Here is a 22,015-nt window from a genome sequence, read left to right as displayed (position 1 = left end):
TGTGTTGTTAGGCTGAAATGAAAATCAAACTACATATTCTTACATTTACAATGTGATGACAATTGAATAAAGAAGCAGAAACCGTAATTGGAAAAATGAAAGGTGTTTAAAATGTCGGGTCTATTGACTTTCTCGGCTTTACCCTCAAGGAGATTGATAACCTAAAAATAAGATTCAACCAGATATTCGGATATAACGCAAACTAAAAAAAGGGAGGGAGTATAACAGCATGAATCAAGCAGAAGGAACAGACCGATTCGTTCTTAGAATGAGTGTTGCTGATGATGGGTTTAGCTTTTCATCTTCCATCGAAACAGCATTAATATCTGCGGAAACTGAAATTAAGAGTCTGAAAGAGACAATCATGTCAGTTGAGAGTCTCGGACCGAACTGTGATAAGTTGGATTATGCGTTGGCTGCAAGTTCAGGAGTTCTCTGTGGCATCATTGATATTTTCCTGGTTGGAAAACCTGGAGAGTCACCGGCTGGAGATGTTACTGATAAGTGGTTTGCAAATCGGACAACTGATTTCGCTAAACTTTGCGGATGGGAAGGCAAAGGAAATGATTCACTGTCATCAGCAATTGGCTTTCTTGAGAAGAGATTTAAAATTCCATATGACCAGCGCGGAGCCGGTGATGCTGGAAGTATAGTATTTGACTTGACTCCTTCAAATCATCATTTCAAATCACTTGGCCATAATCCGACTTTGCTTGGTTTGTTTTTTTCGATATTAGATCAGTTTACAAATCAATCGCACTTTGTTTCCGGTGGAGAACTGATATCTTTACAGAATGCTGATGGAAAATTTGAACTTCGTGGCAGTAATGTTCCGGAAAAATTATTTTGTGGATTCGTCAACTGGTTGGGCCATTTGATTTCCGATATATCTGGATCATCTAGCAGTAAAGGTCGAGGTATGGGAATACCTTCTCCGTTATGGGCATGGACGAATGATATTATTGCAATAAAGAGAAAACTGAACATTCCCGTTTCACAGTTTGACAACACAATAAATGAGCTGGCTCTGAGCATATACAAAGAAGGATACGATATCCGCTTTCAAACCACCCAAGTCATTCCAGTCTTTATCAATGAAATCATTGTCAGGTTGGTATATGCGATAAGGCGATTGGTAAAATACTTCGTAACAACAGGGAAAGAAGAACGTTCGGCATCCGCTATGTGGATAGCTTGTGAGCCATTCTCAAATCCCACCGTAAAAAGAATGCTTACAATAGCGCACGGCACCTTCTGCATGATGGATCTCGGCGATGCAACCATACGGGCCTTCATAACCGGAGGTGGTAACTTCGATGTGACTGAATTTTTCCTTCGGCTTAACATAGTGGGGGTGGGTCGTTTCACGATTTCATTGTATGGCGAAGCGAAGCAGGTCGTTGTAATACGAAAAGCTGAGTCTGAAGCTCAGTTTGCAAGAAGAGAAATAACCATCGTAGAAAACTATCTGAGCGGACTCTCATTATTATCCGAGTTATACGATGATAAGGATCTTGTAGATTTTGTTGATGACTTTAAGAACAGTGATATGTATGTTCAGGCATTCCAGAAATCTGCCCGGTTGGCAGAACTCAGAAAGGTCCCTGATAATAATATACTTAGGACAAAATCCGATATAGATTCATATTTTGGGGGTAACAGACAATGAACAAGAAAAAATCGAGGTTAAAACTTGCCCAAGAGCAGGCAGAATCGGCTATCAAGAAAACAAATGAAAAAATAGGCCAGTTGGGCGCATACACCAGCCAGCTTTATGATGAACTAAACACCATACAAGAACTCTTTGACGGTATTAGAAATGTTCCAAGCGAGAAGCGATTAGAGTATGAAAAACTGAAAAAAATCCGTCTAAACTGGAAGCAGCAAGCAGAAAAGATTGAATCAGATTACAAAAATGCCGCCGCAAAAAATGCTGGGAAAGGTGCTGCAGGTGTAGGCATCGGAGTCGCAGTTGCAGCCCTTGGCCCTACTGCCGCAATGGGAATTGCGACAACGTTTGGTATTGCTTCAACAGGAACAGCTATATCTACATTGAGTGGTGCTGCAGCTACCAACGCGGCATTAGCTTGGTTGGGCGGAGGTGCGCTTGCGGCCGGTGGTGGAGGAATGGCTGCCGGAAATGCATTCTTGGCTCTTGCCGGACCAGTCGGTTGGGCGATTGCCGGAGTTGCACTTGTGGGCAGCGGGCTTCTGCTGTGGAAAGGGAAAAGTGATAAGAACCGTCTTGAGGAGATTTTCACCCTAATCAGCAAGCGTGATGTTAAATCATACGAACTTGCTATTGTAGAATTAAATGAGCGTATAAGCCGCATTAAAGATGAAAGCCAAAAACTCAATTGTGCAAGCGAAAGAACAAGAGCATATGGCCTGGACTACAACTTAATGACAGAGGCACAGCAATATGAATTAGGTTCTTATGTAAATCTGATGAATTCCTCTACTCAATTGTTGATTAATCCGATAACTGGATTGCAACCAAAATACGACATAGGTGATCTGAAGGAATACATAGCTTTCAGTAAAAAGAAGTTTGATGATAAGCAGAAATCTTTGATTGTTTCTCTCTCCAATCTCTTGTTTAAGATAAATCTTGATGAAAAAGATAAGACACTATTATGGAAGTCTTTCAAAGGAAACAAGAAGTTCTTGTCTTCGATAGAAATGTCAAAGAGGGATTTTGAATTTTCAATTATTGAAACAGTAACTGATGCTCTTAAGCATAAGTATCGTTCAGAAAAAGGTTGATAGCAGTATTCAGATACTGGGAAAATACTTGCCTATAATGTTTGGAGTGAGCCATTTAAATCGACAGAGCAGTAGTGAACATCCTTTATATTTTACGAGTGTAGTGGATATGTTCCCGTCTACCGAAGGTGCAAAAAGCATCGTGGATATATTCCCGAGAACGGACACGCTCAAATGACATTCATTCTGTCCTCTCGAGCCATATAGAAAATGTTGCTTGGTTGGAGTTAATAATATAAAGCCATAGTAGTTTTAACATTCAACTAAACAAAAGAAGGAAAACTTTGTTTTGATTTCTTCCTTCGTGGTATAATATTATTTAGATAAGATAATTATAAAAAATAGCCGTTGGGACGGCAATCCCAAACGGCTTGAACAATTCAAAGCTGCATGAGCAGTACAGCTCAATAGTTGTAGTCAGAAATAGACCATTCCTTTGGCGAGGTGGTCTATTTCTTTTTGTTAAGTGTCATTAGCGCAATTATTACGCTGATTAATGTTAATGTAAATGCACCAAAGCTTAATGCTAAGTTTGCTGCTTCGAATGACACCATACTCTCACCCCCTTTCTATCGGGCGTATTGTCAATAAGGGAGGGTTTGAATAATGGAAAAGGCTCTACAGTTATCTTTTGAGGATTTAGGATCTCGTTTTAAGACCTTAATTCCTGTTTGGATTCTTGGCACAGGGGCTAATTTTGGTCGTTTAAACCCTTATGCTCGTCACTTATCATTCACTACTAATGAAATTCAAAAACATCTTCCTGTTTCGGCACAGCAGATTCTGGTTGAATTGCTGATTGAAAAAGGTGAGTTGAAGTCCGCTTTAAGAATGTTGGATTTGTTAAATCATCGGGTTATAACCTTGTTAAAAGAGGAAAAAATCCATAAAGATGAGCTCGTTAGAAATCCAAAGTCAACCATCTACGATAATAAAAGTCGATGGGGGAAACAGTTGAAAGATGTGGAGGCGCAATTTGAGGAAGAGAGCCAAAAGTACAGGAAATTAGATGAAATTCTATGCAGAATTGCTGTGTCTCCAGAGCATCAAAACACATACATGCAATTAACTAAACGACTCACAAAAACTAAAAACAATCACGATAGGCTAGCAAAATTGGTGATTGAAAACGTCCGATTGGAATTTCAAATAAGAAACTCTCATTTCCTGAATGTTACGGGTTTGTTTAATGCAAACTCGTATTTTTTTGCCTAAAATACAATAAAAACTATACGTCCCTTACAGAGCAAATTTTTAAAAACCCACACTACATAAAAATTAACAAGAATTACGTAAAACACCCATAGTAATTTCAAAGTTATTTCAATAACGATTGTTAGAGTATTTTTAATATCATAAATATTTTTGCTAAAAAGTTGAAAGGGGATCGTTTTTATTATGAATTTATTTTATTTTGGGCAAAAAAAATTATCAGTATGGCTCATGATTTTTAGTTTTGTGTTAATTTTATCGGCCTGCAGCGGTAATCAAAGCAGTGGGGATGTCAGTAAAAATAAGGATGCCAACACGGAGAAGGAAAATCAAAGTTTAATCATTGCTTTAGGCCATGGACTAGATTATTTAGGTGTGGACCCTTATGGGAATGGCCGTGAGAACACCGTATTACGGACAGTTGTGTTTGAACCATTGGCATTGGAAACATCTAAAGGTCAATTTGAAGGCGCTTTAGCAAAATCATGGTCAGTTAACGAGACAGGTACAGAATGGACGTTTAACTTACGTGAGGGTGTTACTTTCCATGATGGAACTCCATTTACAAGCAGTGCAGTTTTAGAGGCTTTTAATCACTATATGGAGGATCCAAATTTTTCAAGAAGAGCCCCGATTGAAAATATTGTAGCTCCTGATGACTACACAGTGGTCTTTCAGTTGCAAAAACCATTTGCACCTTTCTTAAATTTAGTCGGGTCTTACCAATGTGTTATTCCAAGTCCGAATTCGTTTGATGAACAAGGAAATTTGGCTAAGCCAATTGGAACAGGACCATTTGCATTAAAGAGTCAAAGTAAAGAAAAAGTTGAATTTATTGCTTATGATAGCCATTGGCGTGAAAAACCAAGCATTGATGAGTTACAGGTTGTCTATATTTCCGATCCAGCAACGATGGTGTTGGCGTTAGAGTCTGGTGAAGTTGATTTAATCGGTGCTGATGGTTATGGTATCCCTCAGGCAGAAATTAAGAGATTACAAGATAATAAAGATTTTACTGTTGTTATGAACGCAGATTCAAGTTCATTGGAATGGGTTGGATTTAATAGTAATACAGGACCGCTTCAAGATGTAAATGTTAGAAAAGCTATCAATTATGCCCTTGATCGTGGACAAATAGCGGAGTTCATCTATGAAGGTTTTGCTACTCCGGCAGTGGGTCCAATTGGCTTCGATGAGTCAATTCTTTGGACAGATACTAGCATTCAAGGCTATCAGTATGACCTTGAAAAGGCAAAGCAATTATTGGCTGAAGCAGGTTGGAAGGATCGCAATAAAGATGGCTTTTTAGTTAAAGATGGACAAGTTTTAGAGCTAACCTTTTTATTAGAGGGTACTAGAACGTGGAAACCAACGGGAGAAGCTATTCAAAATCAGCTAGCTGAACTAGGGATCAAGGTCAATTTAGAACTAAGGGATAACAGTGTGATTCGCGAGCTTGTGAAAAAAGGGCAATTTAATATGGTTGGCTTGGGCAGCATCGGCAAAAGTGCAGCAGACCCTTATTACTTTTTCCAATACTATTTTACGACGCGCGGTAGTGGAACGGTTTTAACGAATAATGAAAAGATGGATCAATTAGTAAGTGATGTTGTTTCAACAATTGATCAGGATAAAAGAAGTGAAATTTATAACGAAATTCAGCGTGAAGTTATGGATTTAGCTCCTGGAGCATTTTTGCTTCACCCACATCGAGTAACAATTATGAAAAAGGACATTAGCGGTTGGGACTTTGCTAATACGATGGATCCACTCCGCTTTGTTTACAAACTATCAAGAGAATAGTTGGAGGCATGAAATATGAGTGAAGTGAAAAAAGATTTAAGTGATGTGGCTCAGTTTCCGGGAGCGCATTGCGGATTGTTCGAAGTTGCGATGATGGCACCTTTTTTCCCAAGTAGTGCAGCTTTAATCATTGCACCGCCATCCTGCTTATATCATGCAAAGCTTTTGCAAATGCGGCGCGGCCAAGCTCCAAATAGTAATGAAGATCATCTTTACCTATTAACTTTGAAGCAGGAAGATATGATATTCGGGGTTGACAGGGTAATTGAGGATGCTCTAGAAGAGTTGGATCGACGGCTGCAACCGGAAATCATTTTTCTAATTTCCACTTGTACTCCAGAAATCATTGGATTTGATGGAGCAGCGCTGAAATCAATGAAAGACCGTATGGGTGCAAAGCTATTAGTCGTAAAAACAAATGGATATTCCTGCTTGCATCAGCAAAAGGGGAGAAGTGACTTCTTAGCGTCGCTGATCGGCGTGATGAAGCCTGTTAAAGTCAAACCCCATTCTGTAAATATTATAGGACTTAGATCAACGAACTGGAAGGAAACAGAACTTGTTCAAGTATTGGAACGGGCTGGTGTTGATGTCAATTCTGTTTTGCCAGGGGCAGGTAGTTTAAGTGAAATAGAAAGCGCACCTGCAGCTGCATTAAATATTGTAATAGGAAAAGCAGCGAAGCAGTTGGCTGAAAAAATGAAAGAGCAATTTGGAATTCCCTATCTATCCTATGAGTACTCGTATTTAACCGAACAAATTATTCAAGGATACAAAAAAATTGGAATTCAGTTAGGGGTAAATTTGGAACAGGAAATTACTCAAAGAGCTGAAAAGCATTTGGAATTCTTGGAAGAGATGAAAAAACAGTTGGCAGGCGTTTCATTTGCTATCGGTTCAGTAGAAGGAAGCAATGTTGAAGCAGCCTTGTTTTATACGAATCTCGGAATGAAACCGCAATTTTTGCAAACGAGAATGCCGGTTACAAATGAGAATCCTTATATTTTGGAATTAAAACAAAAAGGGATTGATTTACCGGTTATACATTTAAATAAAGTATCGAGATTAGAGGAGTTATTAAATCAATATCATCCGCAAATTTTTATTGGACATGGCCTTTCTGAACTGTTGCGAGCAAGAAATGTTAGCCATTGTCACCCTAGTGCTACCTTCACTGGTCCTGGTTTTTTGGCTGTGGAACAAGAACTTGAAAATATAGCTCATTTGATTAAGGATGGGATGAATTGTGAGTAGTATGAGTAGACTCTCATCGGTATTTTTACCGACAAATGAATATTTAGGAATTTTATGGACTCTTGCTGGGGTTAAAGATGTTGCTGTTATCAATCATGGAACGGCAGGTTGTAATTTCTACGAACTAGTGACAGCATCGAAAAGAACAAGAGAGTTGATTTATAACCGTTTTGCGAGTACTAGCCTTGAACAGGAAGATATTGCACTTAGTGGCGGTGAAGAGAAGCTAAAAGCGACTATTAAAGAAATCGCAACTAAAGATCATGTTTCATTAATTGTTATAGTTTCTAATCCTGTTGCATCATTGATTGGGGTCGATGTTGAGGCCATTGCCAGAGAGGTTGCACCACATATCAAGCAACCAATCCTATCGTTTAATAATAAAGCTTGGAAAGAAGATGCGGAAAATGGTGTGGAAGAAGCCCTTTTTAGTTTGATCCGTTTTTATTGTCCGGAGTCATCAGAACAAAAAGCTCGTCGGGTGAGTGGTACTTGGAAAGCTAATATTATTGGTCCAACTGCTGAAACATTCAACTGGAGCGCGGATGAACAAGAGCTTAGGAGATTACTAGGATTAATCGGAATCGAAGTAAACACAGTTTTAACCTATGAAACAATGACGGAAAAACTAAAGACTATGGGGAATGCAGATATCAATATTGTTAGTAGAGCAGCGGGATTAAAGACTGCAAGGTATTTAGAGGAGCATTTCGGAATCCCTTATATTTATGGCCTGCCATATGGAGAAAAAGGCACGAAAGAGTGGATGAAACAGGTAGCAGAGGCAGTGAAAAAAGAAGTGCCGGCTAACGGGTTCGTAAATGATCGATCATTTTCTTTTCATCACTATATTGAAATGATCTCGGGCGGGGAGTTTTTTCAAAGAAAATGGACAGTTGCGCTCTCCTGCCCTCCAGCAATGGCAAAGGGATTTGCTCAATTAGTGCAGGAAGATTGGGGTTTTCCGTTGGAAGTTATTCGCTTAACAAGTACCCCTAAGGATAGTGAACTCGACGAACTAGAAGCTTTAGGGGTTAAAAGAGTGTTTGTAACTCCGGACGAACTAGAGTGGAAAAGCGTGCTTAAGGAAATCAAGCCGTTTATTTTAATGGGAAGTGCAGATGATACAACATTAGCAAAAGAAGCTCCCGTTCAGTTGCGGATTACAACCCCAGCCTATGACAGATTTACTATTTATGATGGGAATCCATTAGTCGGTTGGGCAGGGTATCAATCGTTAACTCAAGCGTTATTTAATCAAATAAGTCGTTGCGCTTTGAGATAAACATTTACGATCTAGGAGGATTCCGTATGTCATCAAATAAAAAACCGATCAAACGAATTGCTTTTTATGGTAAGGGTGGAATTGGGAAATCAACGACATCAGCTAACCTTAGTGCCGCATTAAGTGAACAAGGTTTAAAGGTTATGCAAATAGGCTGTGATCCAAAAGCTGATTCGACTATGCTGCTTTCACGAAGCAAAGTACCGACAGTATTAAATGTTATTAGGGAAAAACAAGATCAGATCGCCTTATCAGACTTTGTGATAGAAGGATTTAACGGCGTTTTATGTGTAGAAGTAGGCGGCCCCACTCCTGGAGTGGGCTGCGCCGGTCAAGGGATCATTGGTGCTTTTGGAAAAATGAATGAATTAAAGGCGATTGAAACTTATCAACCGGATGTTGTCATTTATGATGTGTTAGGGGACGTTGTGTGTGGAGGTTTTGCCGTTCCATTGCGTGATGGTTATGCAGAAGATGTGTACATCGTCAGTTCCGGTGAAAGAATGTCATTATTCGCAGCGTACAATATTTCTCAAGCGGTTCATCAATTCCGTAATCGTGGTTATGCAAAGCTAAAGGGATTGATCTTTAACTCTAAAGGTGGAAATAACGAGGAACAAAGAGTTTTAGAATCATTAGAGGAAATTGGAACCAAACTTGCCTTTACATTTCCGCGTGACCCTATTGTTCAAAAGTGTGAAAAAGAAAGTGTCACGGTGATTGAGGGTGCTCCCGAATCCGAATTGGCAAATAAGTATCGACAATTAGCAAGTATTTTAATGAAATAAATTTGGAGTGATTTCTTTATGGCAATGGTTATCAGGCGTTTGCTCATTTTGCCGATACTATTATTGGTTATTTCTTTCCTCACTTTTCTACTGACAAATTTTGTGCCCGGTGATATCGCTGAGGATATGATTTTGCGAAATGGAGGACAGCCTACACCTGAGTTAATCAGGGATGTGCAAGTCGAATTAGGGCTAGATCATCCTCTTTTAGTTCGATATGGACATTGGCTGATACAAACACTGAAATTTGATTTGGGAACATCATGGATTACGGAACAACCTGTCATGGAAGAAATAACACAAAGAATCGCTCCAACGCTAATACTGACAGGTACATCTGTTGTGATTGGTATTTTCATTACATTTATATTAGGAATGTTGGCGGCCTATTATAAAGATTCGTTTATTGACCGTGCAATTTTGGGATTTTCCTTAACAATGAACTGCATTCCGGACTTTTTATTATCGTTTGTTTTATTGTTTTTATTCGGTTATGTCTGGTCTGTATTTCCACTTGTTGGGTACGGTACATGGCAGCATGTTGTCCTGCCTTCCATTGTTTTAGGGGTTGGTTTAGGTGCAGGGAAGGCTCGAATTTTAAGGGCCAGCTTATTAGAGGAATTAAGCTTAGATTATATTAAGATGGCAAGGGCAAAGGGATTATCAAGGCGTACGGTTATGTTTAAACATGCGCTGCGAAATGCTCTAATTCCAGTTGTTACTCAACTAGGGGCAAGTGTCGGCTTTTTATTAGGCGGCACAGTCATTATCGAAAGTATTTTTAATTGGCCAGGGTTAGGGCGGTTAGGACTGCAGGCCATTGTCAGCCGGGACATTCCCCTGCTTCAGGGTTATGTTCTATTGATTACGATTATTATTATTTCTATCAATTTAGTAGTTGACCTTATCTATTTATATATAGATCCTCGAATGAATTCTAAAGGAGGAACTAATCATGTCTAGGGTCAAAAAAGTTAAGAAACTTTCAAAGGATAAAGGGTTAACAGCCAGCCTTATCATTATAGCGGGTTTATTTTTAATAGCTATTTTTGCCCCTTGGCTTGCCCCGCATGATCCAAATGTTGGCATATTGTCGAACCGGTTGCTTCCTCCCAGTTCTGAACACTGGCTTGGGACTGACCATATGGGGCGTGATTTGTTCTCAAGAATCATTTATGGAACAAGAACAACAATGGTCGTTGCCCTTATCATTACGGCAGGCTGTTTTATGATTGGGACGATAGTCGGGGTGACAGCAGGATATGCCGGTGGATGGGTAGATAGTCTATTAATGAGAATTGTCGATTTATTATTTGCCTTTCCTAGCCGTATTTTAGCATTGGTTGTTGTCGGGATTATTGGACCTGGCTTAGTTAACCTCGGTATTGCGATGATATTATCGTGGTGGGTTTCCTTTGCACGGGTCATCCGGGGAGTAACGTTAACGGTTAAGGAAAATGAATATGTGTTGGCTGCCAAGCTTTATGGGCAACCTAAATGGAAAATTATTAGGAAACATATCTTACCGAATGTAATGCCACAGCTATTAGTTATCGTAGCTTTAAATATAAGCTGGATTATGGTGGCATTAGCGGGCTTTTCTTTATTGGGATTAGGAGTTGAAGCCCCACAAGCAGAATGGGGAATGATGATTAGCGAAGCTAGACCATACATGCGTGATAATGGATATTTACTTCTTTTTCCCGGTTTAGCAATTATGATCGTAGTTTCGGCGTTCACAATTTTGGGTGAAAAACTTCGGGATGTATATGATCCTAGTCATCTCAAAGTATAGCATTATTCAAACGAAAAAAAGAGAGTCTTATAAACGGAGCGGATATCATGAACGATCCATTATTACAGGTAGAAAATTTATCGGTTTTCTATCAGACTGCGAATGGAAAATTACCGGCTGTTAGAGGATTGGATTTTTCATTGGAAAAAGGGGAAACGTTAGCAATTGTTGGTGAATCCGGCTCAGGGAAAACAGCCACAGCTTTATCAGTCATAGGGTTGCTTCCTGAAAATGGAAAAATAGGTAATGGAAGCATCCGCTTTTCCGGCAACGAATTGGTTGGGAATACGGAAAAGGACTGGGATAAAATCCGTGGCCAGCAAATCGCAATGGTCTTCCAAGACCCGATGAGTGTGCTAAACCCTGTGTTAAAAGTAGGTCGTCAATTAGAGGAAGCAATTTTATTAAGAAAAGAAAAAGGAATAACGAAGGCTGCAGTTCATGACGAATGTATGGTTCTATTAAAACAGGTTGGTGTCACAGAACCATCCCTGAGACTAAAGCAATATCCACACCAACTGAGCGGTGGAATCCGTCAGCGCGTGATGATTGCAATTGCATTAGCAAGTAAACCGCAGTTGCTGATTGCAGATGAACCAACAACAGCATTAGATAGTACGATCAAAAAACAAATACTAGAATTGCTGGCAGAATTAAAAAGAAAAATGAATTTATCCATCTTGTTGATTACACATGATTTGGCTGAAACTGTAACGCTTGCGGATAAAATAATGGTCATGTACGCTGGAAAGATGATTGAATTTGGCTTAGCGGAAGATATTTTAGAAAATCCGCAGCATCCTTATACACAGGCGTTACTTCAGGCCTTCCCGCGAATGGAGGATTCAAATAAGCATAGATTATTTGCTTTAGAAGGACAGCCTCCTAATGCGCTACAATTACCAGATGGGTGTCCATTTCATCCTAGGTGTATTTTTGCGAAAGATAGATGCATGAGAACAGAGCCATCCTTTTCTTTGTCATTTGGTCATGAGCATAAAGCATGCTGTTCGTTATCAAATGAAGAAAAACAAAAGTATAAAATGCATTTTGTTACTTCTGAACATTCTAGGACTAGGGATTTGGAAAGAAAATCTTCAATAAAAAATGAACCGCCTATTTTAGAGGTGAATCATTTAACAAAGCATTTTCAGGTAGGAAGTTTATTTTCACGAAAGCAGCTTAAGGCCGTTGATGGTGTAAGCTTTACTGTTGAACGAGGTGAAATTACGGCTATTGTCGGAGAAAGTGGCTGTGGAAAGTCAACTTTATGGCAAACAGCAGTTGGAATATATAAGCCAACTGAGGGGTCTGTGAACTTTTTAGGGAAGCCATTGTCAAAGAAGAAGGACCAAGAATTATTTCATCAACAACTTGGTTTTGTTTTTCAAAATTCCTTCTCAAGTCTAAATCCAAGAATGAGTATTGGTGAAGCGATATTAGAGCCTCTCCTTGTCGCAGGGTGGAAGGTAAAAGAGGGTAAGCTTCGAGTGATAGAATTACTTGAACTAGTTGGAATTCCACCGGATAAGTACCACGTTTTTCCTCATGAAATGAGTGGAGGACAGCGCCAAAGAGTTGCGATTGCCCGCGCCCTTGCAGTGAATCCCAAAATGGTCATTCTTGACGAGCCTGTTTCATCATTGGATGTCTCTATCCAAGCTCAAATTGTGAATTTATTAAAGGAACTGCAGGCCAATCTACAAGTTAGCATGATCTTTATCTCACATGACTTGCCATTGGTTAAATATATTGCTGATAAAGTTATCGTCATGTATGGTGGAAAAATAGTTGAAGCGGCCAAATGTACGGAAATTTTTCAAAATCCGAAACATCCCTATACAAAAGCATTAATTGCAGCAGCAACGCCAGCGCCGGCGGGGCCCATAAAGGATAGTACAAAAACATCATACTTATAAAAATGAGTTCATTGATTGGACTCATTTTTTTTGTTTATCCTCACAAATCAGATTACTGCTTCGAATAATAAAGTAACAGTGAATTTGCTATAGTTGTCACTATCTTAAATGGAAAGCACCAATCTAAATAGCAATGTGGGGGTTCATGATGACGAATGAGAAAGAATTAATCAATAAATCCTATTATCAAATAATAATAGATAAAAAAACAGGACAGCCAATCCCAGTTTTGGGTGAAATGTATATGGATGAGAAGGAGAATGAAATACCAGACTTTTCTTCGATCCGCTTTGCACAAGGGGAGATTTATTTTTTAAATCAAGATTATGAAGCTGCGATATTTAAATGGGAAAATGTTTTAGATGAAAATCTAAAACCGTGGGCTCAAAAAAATATTGCCGATGCACACTTTGAATTGAATTTGCTGGAATTGGCAGTGGATATCTATAAGGCCGTTATAACTGATTCGGAAGTGTTAAATATGGAGGTCTTTTTGCAGTTATTTTCAGCATATAAAAAACTAGGAAAACTTGAAGCTGCGATCGATATCATAAAAAATGCAGTTAATTTAAATCCAGACTATTCTTGTGTGACTGAAATGGCTCGTGAATTTTTTGAGGAGTGCAAGGATTGGGGAAATGCTGTGGAGCTTACTGTCACTGAGGCAATCCGGACAAAGTCACTTCAATGGTTTGCTGTTTTGGAAGGATATATTGAGCAGGGTCTGACAATTAGTATAGAACCTAGCTATTTTAATGAAGCATTAATGACTTTATTTAACATTGATAAATTTCGATTTGAAAGACTGGCAACAGCATTATGGAATAGTTATAAACAAAGTGATTATTATTTTCAGTGGCTAAAAGAGATCAATCACCTTCTTCTGAATAATACTTTGGAAGGATCTTATATTTGGAAGATGTTTCCGAGCTTGTTTAATGAAACGTACTATGAGTTGATTAGTGGAAAGTTTTTAATAAAGGACATTTCTGAGATCATCCATAGTCATTTCGCTAACTGGAAGGAGCTATTTTCGGGTTCTGATTCTTTGGGTTGTTTATCCGCGATCATTGCATGGAACGAGATCTTCCCATCGCATCTTGATGCTTCTTTAGTTAGTGAGGCTGAAAATATACTGAAGAGTTCAAGCTGGGATCAAAATGGTTTAGACGATGGGAAGTGGCTTTTCGAATCTATTAAGAAATGGGCTGACAAAGAGGGCTTGTTGCATGAGTTATCTTTATTTATTCAGCCGATGATGGAAGGGTCCAATATAGAAGAGGTTGGCACCACTAAGCTTCTTTATATTATAAAAAAGGCACTTGGGTTTCTTATTGGTAAAAAAGTTGAAGAGGAAAATACCATTATTGATAACATTAATTTAAATGAAGAGCTACTCATTAAGATTAATGGCATACAGTATCAACTGAATGATATGGAAGAGAGTAAAGATAAAGCTATTACATCTTCATTCAAAAAAATAAAAAATCAATGGATAGAGAATTCGATGATCACGATCCCTGAAGTGCTTCGAAATTGTTCTGACATAGTTAAGCTAGACAGTGATTTTGGAAGAATTCATGTTAGGCTAAATGAAGAAATGAATCGCCGGATTGCGGATTATATGGAGAATACAGCGTTGCTTGAATTTGAAAATGAAATTCAAAGATGGATTGCGGATTGTGAAGGAGAGTTTAAGAGCACTCAGGCTTATTTAGATGAAATAAGCGAAAGTTTGAATAATATATGTGGTGAAGATAAAATTGCATTGAATTGTGACATAAAGGTGTTGGCAGATTGGAAGAGGGATATGGACCGATTAACAAGGGGGATTGTACATCTCGAACAAGAAAATATAATGTTACGCAATACTCCATTGCAGTTTTTGTTAAAAAGTGTTGGCAAACTGTTTGGCACGATATCAAAAAGCAAAGAAAAACTTCATAGTACATACAAGAACTTTATTGAAAATGCTGATTACAATCAAACGGCACATTCCATTTTACATCCGTTCATTCAGCAATTAGAATTATTTGAGAGATCGATAGAACGGGATATTAGCATGTTTTTCTCTAATCCATTTGATATATTAAATAGAACAAGTGAGGAAGCACAGAGCAATATTGAACAGCATAAAGAATCCTTACAGTACATGCGGGAAAACCCAGAAATTTATCGCGATCCATTAACTTTATTCGAATTAAAGATACTTCAATACGAATTGATGTACGCCGTAAATAAAAATTAGCCCTTCCTGTGTGGAAGGGCTTTGTCTTATTTAACTCTGTATAATACATAACCATTCCCTCTGGTAATGAATTTACGTTCTCTTTTTTCTTTCTTCTTTAAAGTTTGTTGAAGTTGAAAAAGCGCTGCTTCTTTTGCCATATCAGGGGTACTACCATAATTATAAACGGTTAAAGCTTCATTCGATGCAGATGCAATGTATCCATCATCGTCAATCCAAATACGATAACTTACCTTTTCAGGCCGATACCAAAACCAATTCCACATTTTTTTCACCACGGCAAAACTCACCTCTCTTTTACCCCTAAATCTAAAAATTCTACGATTTTCTTTAACTTCCTATATGATGTTATGGATATATTGTGACAATTTGAAAAGGGTTCCATTCAGTTGAAAATTACGGTAAAAGGGCAATTTGGAAAGTCATAACATTTTTTATATTGGTTACCCTAATTACCGTCTAGGTTCTTAATCAACGTGGAGCAGGGGGGTTATATAAATGGAGAAATATGTACTACCCGTTATAGTTGGCACTTTGGTAGGTTTTGTTGCGCGAATCATCTTGTTACGAACTGATTTCAGACAATATCCAACATATCCGACGGGCAGAATTATTCATCTTTCGTTTGGATTCATTGCGGCCTTTATTGGGGCTGTTGCTGTGCCTTCCGTTTTAGAATCTAATTGGGCTGCTGTAACATTTTTGGGTCTTGCCGCGACACAGTTCCGAGAAGTTCGGAAAATGGAAAGGGAGACTTTAGAAATAATTGATAATAAGGAACTAGTAAAAAGAGGAGAAGCATTTATTGAAGGAATGGCTCAAGCTTTTGAAGGTCGGAATTATGTTGTCATGTTTTCAGCCCTTATTTCCACATTGGTTGCTGTCTATAATATATGGTTAGGAATGGTAGTTGGACTTGTACTTGTTATTATTGTGAAACCAAGAATTAAAGGGAAAGTTTTGATACAAATGGCTGAGATTTCAGAAGGGGAAATTCGTTTTGAAGGTCCTAACCTCTTTGTAAGTGATATTCATATTAAAAATGTTGGACTAGTGAAAAGTCGTAAGATCATTAAAGAAAAGGCAGTTGGTGCCATCATTACACCTAAAAATGAAAATGGCATTGTAACTTTATCTCATCTTGGACAAAGGCAGGCCATGCTTCATCATATTTCAAATGTGCTCGGTTCATACCTTGATTCAGGTGAGCCAGATTTGATTCCTTTATCAAAAAGAGATATGGAAGATGGAAGAATTGCATTATTTTTTTTACCAAGAGAGAAGGATTTTAAACAAATTAAGGAGGTACTAAAACATGTACCTATTCTTGACAGCGCGATTCGTCTTCCACGTCAATCGGATAAAGGGAAACAATAAAAATGAATTTAGGAGATATTGATCATGGAACAACCAACTAAAATAATCGCGATCATTACGACAAAACCTGAAAATGTATTAGCTGGCGGTGCTCCAATTTTTATAACCAAGGATGCGGAATCACTTCAAAATACAAGCTCGATGTTAGAAAAAACCCTCGATGCTTCAGCACACGAAGTTAATGAGGATACGATGATCATAGTGGCACACTGAAATAAACATGTAATGTGGAACGGAGGGCGCTCATGTTGGAAAATAAAATAAGGTCATCAGTAGGGAAAACGATACAAAGGATTGATACGGTGGAAAAGGCCGCAGGTACTTTACGATACATTGGTGATCTAACGGTACCGGGTATGTTACATGCTAAATTGGTTACAAGCGAATATGCACATGCCAAAATTAAGTCCATTGATAGTACTGAAGCATGGAAGGTTCAAGGGATACGGGCAATTGTTACAGGTGAAATGTTTCCCTACCATATTGGGCCGATTTTAGCAGACCGCCCCCCATTGGCATTTGAAAAGGTGAGATATTATGGTGAACCAATCGCTATTATTGTTGCTGACCATGAACATCAAGCGAAAAGGGCTGCTTCATTAGTTAAAGTTGAATACGAACCGTTGCCAGTCGTCAATTCTGTTCGAGAAGCCTTTCAAAATAAGGATATATTAGTTCATGAAAATGCAGGACAATATATGAAATTGATCAGCAATGTGTATCCAGTTTCAGGTACAAATATAGGAAGTCATATTAAAATTCGCAAAGGCGATTTTGTTTCTGCCTGGGGCCAATGTACGGAAAAGATAAAAGCTACATATTCATTTAATCTATCGGACCATGCTGCTTTGGAAACACGCTGTGTAAGGGTAGAGATTACCCCGCTAGGGAAAGTAGTCGTTCATTCTACAACCCAATCACCCTACACGATTAAAAAAGTATTGAATCAATTTTTTAATATCGAAGTTGGAAATGTCATTGTCCATGCCCCGATGGTTGGTGGGGCATTTGGTGGAAAGGGAACTGTACAGTTAGAGCCTCTTGCATACTTAGCCTCTAAGGCCGTTGGTGGAAAAATGGTGAGATTAAATTTTGAACGCGAAGAGGATTTGATAACAGCGCCCTGTCATATTGGCCTAGAAGCTACGGTTGCACTCGGAGTCGATCAACAGGGTAAAATCATTGCTGGACAATATACGTATTTGATAGATTCGGGTGCCTATACCGATCAGGCCGCAGGTATTACGAGAGCAATGGCGCTTGATTGTACAGGGCCTTACAATGTGCCCAACGTCTGGTGTGATTCGTACTGTATGTTTACAAATCATCCATTTGCTACGTCTTTTCGGGGATATGCGCACCCGGAACTAACTTTTGCTGTCGAACGTACGATGGATCAGCTAGCAAAGAAATTAAACATAGACCCTACCGAACTACGAATGATTAATGCGATAAAACCTGGAGATTCCTCTCCAACACAATCTGTTATTACGGCGAATAATATTGGAGACGCGAAAAAATGTATGGATCGCGCGAAGGAATTAATAAAGTGGGACGAGGAACCTCAAGAAGCAAAAAAGAACAAAGTCATTTCTAAAGGTATTAGTTTGTTTTGGAAGACATCAACAACGGCTACCAATGCACAGTCAGGAGCTATTTTAACATTTGAACCTGACGGAAGTGTGAATTTAAATTGTGCTGCAATCGAATTGGGACAAGGTACAAAAACAACGTTAGCGCAAATTTTAGCTGAGAAACTAAAAATTGATATCAATAAAATCCATGTAATCATGGAGGTAAATACCCAGTATGATCCACACCAATGGAGAACTGTTGCCAGCAGTACAACCTTCTTGGCAGGCCGGGCTGTTATGGCAGCTGCAGATGATGCGGTTTCCCAATTAAAAAAGACAGCATCTATAGTTTTGCAATGCTCAGTTGAAGACTTAGATATTGGTGGCGGTCGTGTTTACTTGAAACCGAACCCTGAATATGGGGTTAAATTTGAGGATATAGCGATTGGCTACAAATTTCCAAATGGTCATGCAATTGAAGGTCAAATTGTGGGTCACGGAAAATATATTCAAAGACATTTAACTCCAATGGATCAAGAAACAGGCTTCGGCAAACCCGGACCTTGGTGGTCAGTAGGAGTTCAGGCGATTGAGGTTGAATGGGATACACGGGATTATACATATAAAATCTTAAAAGTTGCAATAGTCCTGGATGGTGGAACCATTATCAATCCGGCGATGGCTACTCAACAAATGAGAGGGGGTATGTATTTAGGACTAAGCTTTGCTAGCAGTGAAACCTTTGTTTTTAACGATGAAGGCATTGTTCAGAACCCTCAATTACGTACCTATCAAATGCTGAGATTTGGTCAACAACCATGTGAATACCTTGTAGACTTTATCGAGTCCCCGGCAGCAGATGGGCCATACGGTGCACGAGGAATAGGTGAATATGGAGTAATCGGTGTACCAGCAGCGCTCGCTAATGCTCTTTCAAATGCATCGCAAGTGGAGCTAAATCATTTGCCTCTCACACCTGAATTAATTTGGAAGACAAAAAGGGAGGGCTTAGTATAATTTCATTTGACTTTGAATACTACAAGCCATCGACGATCTCTGAAGCTGTTCAACTCTATCAAACGATTTCTAATAGGGGACAAACAGCTACCTATATTAGTGGCGGAACTGAATTCATAACATTTGCGAGAACCAATAAAATTACAACAGATGCAATTATTGATCTTAAAGGAATCCCCGAATGTCACCTACTGAAAGTTCGAGGAGATGAATTGGTCATTGGTGCTGCGGTTTCATTAAATAAAATAACAGAGTCGAAGGTTTTTCCGCTTCTTGGGGAAGCTGTAAAGAAGGTTGCCGACCATACATCTAGAAATAAAATCACGATTGGAGGCAATCTTTTCAGCCAGCTTAAATATCGAGAAGGGCTTTTGGCCCTTCTTTTAACGGATTCTAAGGTGATAGTAGTGGGCATAGAAGGGGAAGAGATTCTCTCTTTGGAAGATGTAATGAAAAATAATATGGAGCTAAAGGATGGACAGTTTCTCGTTCAAATTTTAATTGAAAAAGCTTATCTTGATTGCCCTTGCGTTAGTCTGAAGAAAACAAGACTATCTAAAATCGGGTATCCGCTTGCATCGGTTTCAGCACTAAAAAAAGACAATCAGATAAGAGCGGCGATTACTGGTGTATGTGAATATCCATTTCGTTCAATTGATATAGAGAGTACATTGAATGATGATACCTTATCTGTTGATGATCGTATTACAAAGGTGCTTACCCAACTTCCTTCAAGGGTAGTGGATAATTTCGAAGGTTCAGCAGAGTATAGGGAATTTGTTTTACGTAATATGCTGGAGGATGTAATCCAAACCTTGAAGGAGGAAAATGCATGATATCGAATGGTTCTTCAAAATCTGTTTTACGTCTTCATGTAAACGGAGAAAGTAAAGATGTAATGGTTCGATCAGCGGATACACTACTACATACATTAAGGGAACAGTTAGGTTTGAGCGGTGCAAAAAATGCATGTGAAAATGGGGACTGCGGAGCATGTACAGTCCTTGTTAATGGAGAGCCCATGCATTCATGCCTTTGTTTGACTGTCGAAGCCATTAATCAACCAATTACAACAATAGAAGGTTTAATGGGCTCTCCTATTGAGCAAACATTTGTTGAAAAGTGGGCGATCCAATGTGGATATTGTACGCCTGGCTTTATTTTAAACTGTCATGCACTGGCCACTAAACACCCGGATGCTGATGATGAAGTAATTGAAGAATGGATGGCTTCTAATCTCTGTCGTTGTACGGGGTATCAGGAAATAAAGGATGCGGTTAAGACGGTTCTAAAGGAAGGAATTCTGTAAAATACGAAACCCGGCTATTTTAAAAAGCCGGGATTCTTTTATCCTTTTTGAAAGCTATTATTTTGATCATTCAGTGACTCAATCAGACTGAGGGTTTGCGATGCTTGTTCGATTTGCTGTTGAACCTGTTCTATTTGTTGCTGCTTTGCTGTTGTTGAGTATGTGACTGCCGCTCCTTGCATTTGATTTAATAGTTGGGTGGCTTGGTTAAGACTTTGTTGTGCTTGTTGCATTGATTGTAGATTGTTTACGGACGCACTTTGTTGTAGTGTTTGTTCAGCCTGCAGCATTGCTTGTAGAGCTTGTTTCTTTTGTTCTTTAAATAGTTGTTCTAATTGTGGCTGGTTTTCTTGTAGTTGCTGCTGTTGCCCTGCCATTTGTTGTTGCTCAAAGCTTTGATTCTTTTTGGGTTGTTGTCCGGTTGTGTTCATATAGTTGCTCCTTTCCTAGTAGAAATCAATTATTTGTAGTTTTCTACAAATTAGTTTATTTATCCACAAAGACAAATGCGCTTTATTCACCAAGTTTACACAGAAAATCCGAACTGTCTATTGGTACTTTAAAAGGTCCTCTTGTTTGTATAGCATTGCTTAGAAAATGCGCTACTGATGGGAAAGCCTGTACCTCACAGTATCCAGCTTCCTCTTCATACATTCTGGAGAAAATATTCTGATGTAATACTATAAATAATAATTGATGCTAATTTATTGGAGAAAATAAAGGCAGCATATCAAATATAGGATTTAAATGTTTTTCGAAGGCGGTCCTATAATTAATGCAATTTTATTATCTTCGAAAAAATAGCTTAATTATCTACATTACAATTATTCGAAAATGCTGATATAATAATGTTTATGAGGGCTACAAATTTGCGGTAGCAAAGATAATGACCCGTTATAGGGGATTGAAACATAATATACCTCATTAATTCAGAAGTACTCTTTATTTGTAGCAAAGATAATGACCCGTTATAGGGGATTGAAACAACTATTGGCGGTGTTAATCATGCAAAAACAGTATAAGGTAGCAAAGATAATGACCCGTTATAGGGGATTGAAACTAAGCAAGCAATCTTCTTCTGGATAGAGTTGCATCCAGGTAGCAAAGATAATGACCCGTTATAGGGGATTGAAACTACATCCTCTGGGGAGCCCCCATCATATAAGCTGCACGGTAGCAAAGATAATGACCCGTTATAGGGGATTGAAACTTCATAAAAAGGTTAAGCGGTAAATAGCCTTTAGCTGTAGCAAAGATAATGACCCGTTATAGGGGATTGAAACTGACCGCGCCCAGGTTACTCATTGTTTGCATAGCTTGTAGCAAAGATAATGACCCGTTATAGGGGATTGAAACGTAACTGGTGGATTTTCTTCTATAGGTGGATTTTCTTGTAGCAAAGATAATGACCCGTTATAGGGGATTGAAACTAAACAACGGCAAGCAAAGCGCGCAGGAAGGTATATGTAGCAAAGATAATGACCCGTTATAGGGGATTGAAACTTTAAATGGCTGCCATTCACTATATTTATGTATGTAGTAGCAAAGATAATGACCCGTTATAGGGGATTGAAACCTGATTCTAAATAACTTCCCAACACGCAACCTATCGCTAGTAGCAAAGATAATGACCCGTTATAGGGGATTGAAACCTTATTTGTCACATAA

General features: G+C 38.8%; 19 protein-coding genes and 1 CRISPR repeat array (1 of these 20 running past the window's edge). Of the genes, 16 read left to right on the top strand and 3 right to left on the bottom strand.

Features of this window, described 5'->3' with window-relative positions; translation table 11 throughout:
- Positions 1-229: 229 nt before the first annotated feature.
- Positions 230-1,669, top strand: coding sequence for a hypothetical protein (locus P9E47_RS17970; protein ID WP_326164214.1), 1,440 nt, complete (start codon positions 230-232; stop codon positions 1,667-1,669).
- Positions 1,666-2,766, top strand: a complete 1,101-nt coding sequence (locus tag P9E47_RS17965; RefSeq protein ID WP_326164213.1) for a hypothetical protein — start codon at positions 1,666-1,668, stop codon at positions 2,764-2,766. The genes P9E47_RS17970 and P9E47_RS17965 overlap by 4 nt, the downstream gene beginning before the upstream one ends.
- A 449-nt stretch (positions 2,767-3,215) precedes the next feature.
- Here the strand turns inward: P9E47_RS17965 and P9E47_RS17960 are convergent, their stop codons facing one another.
- Positions 3,216-3,320: a putative holin-like toxin gene (locus tag P9E47_RS17960; RefSeq protein ID WP_157382038.1), complete on the bottom strand. Its 105-nt coding sequence runs from the start codon at positions 3,318-3,320 to the stop codon at positions 3,216-3,218.
- A gap of 52 nt (positions 3,321-3,372) precedes the next feature.
- On the opposite strand from P9E47_RS17960, the gene P9E47_RS17955 reads away from it, so the two are divergent.
- The 9 genes from P9E47_RS17955 (at position 3,373) to P9E47_RS17915 (ending at position 15,070) form a co-directional block, all read left to right on the top strand.
- A complete protein-coding gene (locus P9E47_RS17955) occupies positions 3,373-3,981 on the top strand; it encodes a hypothetical protein (RefSeq protein ID WP_326164212.1) in 609 nt (202 codons plus the stop codon).
- Between the two features lie 183 nt (positions 3,982-4,164).
- A complete protein-coding gene (locus tag P9E47_RS17950; RefSeq protein WP_326164211.1) occupies positions 4,165-5,781 on the top strand; it encodes an ABC transporter substrate-binding protein in 1,617 nt (538 codons plus the stop codon).
- A gap of 15 nt (positions 5,782-5,796) precedes the next feature.
- A complete protein-coding gene (locus P9E47_RS17945; protein ID WP_326164210.1) occupies positions 5,797-7,035 on the top strand; it encodes a nitrogenase component 1 in 1,239 nt (412 codons plus the stop codon).
- Between the two features lies 1 nt (position 7,036).
- Complete coding sequence (locus tag P9E47_RS17940; RefSeq protein WP_326164274.1) at positions 7,037-8,320, top strand: nitrogenase component 1; 1,284 nt, start codon at positions 7,037-7,039, stop codon at positions 8,318-8,320.
- 26 nt (positions 8,321-8,346) lie between these two features.
- On the top strand, positions 8,347-9,108 hold the full coding sequence (locus P9E47_RS17935) for a nucleotide-binding protein (protein WP_003329408.1): 762 nt from the start codon (positions 8,347-8,349) through the stop codon (positions 9,106-9,108).
- Between the two features lie 18 nt (positions 9,109-9,126).
- Complete coding sequence (locus tag P9E47_RS17930; protein ID WP_003329409.1) at positions 9,127-10,071, top strand: ABC transporter permease; 945 nt, start codon at positions 9,127-9,129, stop codon at positions 10,069-10,071.
- Complete coding sequence (locus P9E47_RS17925) at positions 10,064-10,903, top strand: ABC transporter permease (RefSeq protein WP_003329410.1); 840 nt, start codon at positions 10,064-10,066, stop codon at positions 10,901-10,903. The genes P9E47_RS17930 and P9E47_RS17925 overlap by 8 nt, the downstream gene beginning before the upstream one ends.
- 47 nt (positions 10,904-10,950) lie before the next feature.
- A complete protein-coding gene (locus P9E47_RS17920; protein WP_326164209.1) occupies positions 10,951-12,822 on the top strand; it encodes an ABC transporter ATP-binding protein in 1,872 nt (623 codons plus the stop codon).
- Positions 12,823-12,970: 148 nt separating this feature from the next.
- The gene (locus P9E47_RS17915; RefSeq protein ID WP_326164208.1) at positions 12,971-15,070 is read left to right on the top strand and encodes a tetratricopeptide repeat protein; all 2,100 of its coding nucleotides are present in this window, start codon (positions 12,971-12,973) and stop codon (positions 15,068-15,070) included.
- 26 nt (positions 15,071-15,096) lie between these two features.
- Here P9E47_RS17915 and P9E47_RS17910 read toward each other — a convergent pair whose 3' ends face one another.
- Complete coding sequence (locus P9E47_RS17910; protein ID WP_326164206.1) at positions 15,097-15,360, bottom strand: hypothetical protein; 264 nt, start codon at positions 15,358-15,360, stop codon at positions 15,097-15,099.
- A gap of 208 nt (positions 15,361-15,568) precedes the next feature.
- On the opposite strand from P9E47_RS17910, the gene P9E47_RS17905 reads away from it, so the two are divergent.
- From P9E47_RS17905 to P9E47_RS17885, 5 genes are read left to right on the top strand one after another with little or no spacing between them, the layout of a single operon-like run.
- Positions 15,569-16,447: a YIEGIA family protein gene (locus tag P9E47_RS17905; RefSeq protein WP_003329414.1), complete on the top strand. Its 879-nt coding sequence runs from the start codon at positions 15,569-15,571 to the stop codon at positions 16,445-16,447.
- 24 nt (positions 16,448-16,471) lie between these two features.
- Positions 16,472-16,660: a capping complex subunit for YIEGIA gene (locus P9E47_RS17900; RefSeq protein WP_003329415.1), complete on the top strand. Its 189-nt coding sequence runs from the start codon at positions 16,472-16,474 to the stop codon at positions 16,658-16,660.
- Between the two features lie 32 nt (positions 16,661-16,692).
- A complete protein-coding gene (locus P9E47_RS17895) occupies positions 16,693-19,038 on the top strand; it encodes a xanthine dehydrogenase family protein molybdopterin-binding subunit (protein WP_326164204.1) in 2,346 nt (781 codons plus the stop codon).
- A complete protein-coding gene (locus P9E47_RS17890; RefSeq protein ID WP_326164203.1) occupies positions 19,008-19,874 on the top strand; it encodes an FAD binding domain-containing protein in 867 nt (288 codons plus the stop codon). The genes P9E47_RS17895 and P9E47_RS17890 overlap by 31 nt, the downstream gene beginning before the upstream one ends.
- Positions 19,871-20,347, top strand: a complete 477-nt coding sequence (locus tag P9E47_RS17885) for a (2Fe-2S)-binding protein (RefSeq protein ID WP_003329418.1) — start codon at positions 19,871-19,873, stop codon at positions 20,345-20,347. The genes P9E47_RS17890 and P9E47_RS17885 overlap by 4 nt, the downstream gene beginning before the upstream one ends.
- 38 nt (positions 20,348-20,385) lie before the next feature.
- On the opposite strand, the gene P9E47_RS17880 is transcribed toward P9E47_RS17885, so the two are convergent.
- Positions 20,386-20,778, bottom strand: coding sequence for a hypothetical protein (locus P9E47_RS17880; protein ID WP_326164202.1), 393 nt, complete (start codon positions 20,776-20,778; stop codon positions 20,386-20,388).
- 443 nt (positions 20,779-21,221) lie between these two features.
- Positions 21,222-22,015: direct repeats of the CRISPR family, unit length 37 nt; unit sequence GTAGCAAAGATAATGACCCGTTATAGGGGATTGAAAC; it runs 802 nt beyond the window's last position.

The sequence above is a fragment of the Schinkia azotoformans genome (assembly GCF_035811335.1).
Lineage (GTDB): Bacteria > Bacillota > Bacilli > Bacillales > Bacillaceae_J > Schinkia > Schinkia azotoformans.
This window is presented reverse-complemented; position numbering and strand designations above follow the sequence as displayed.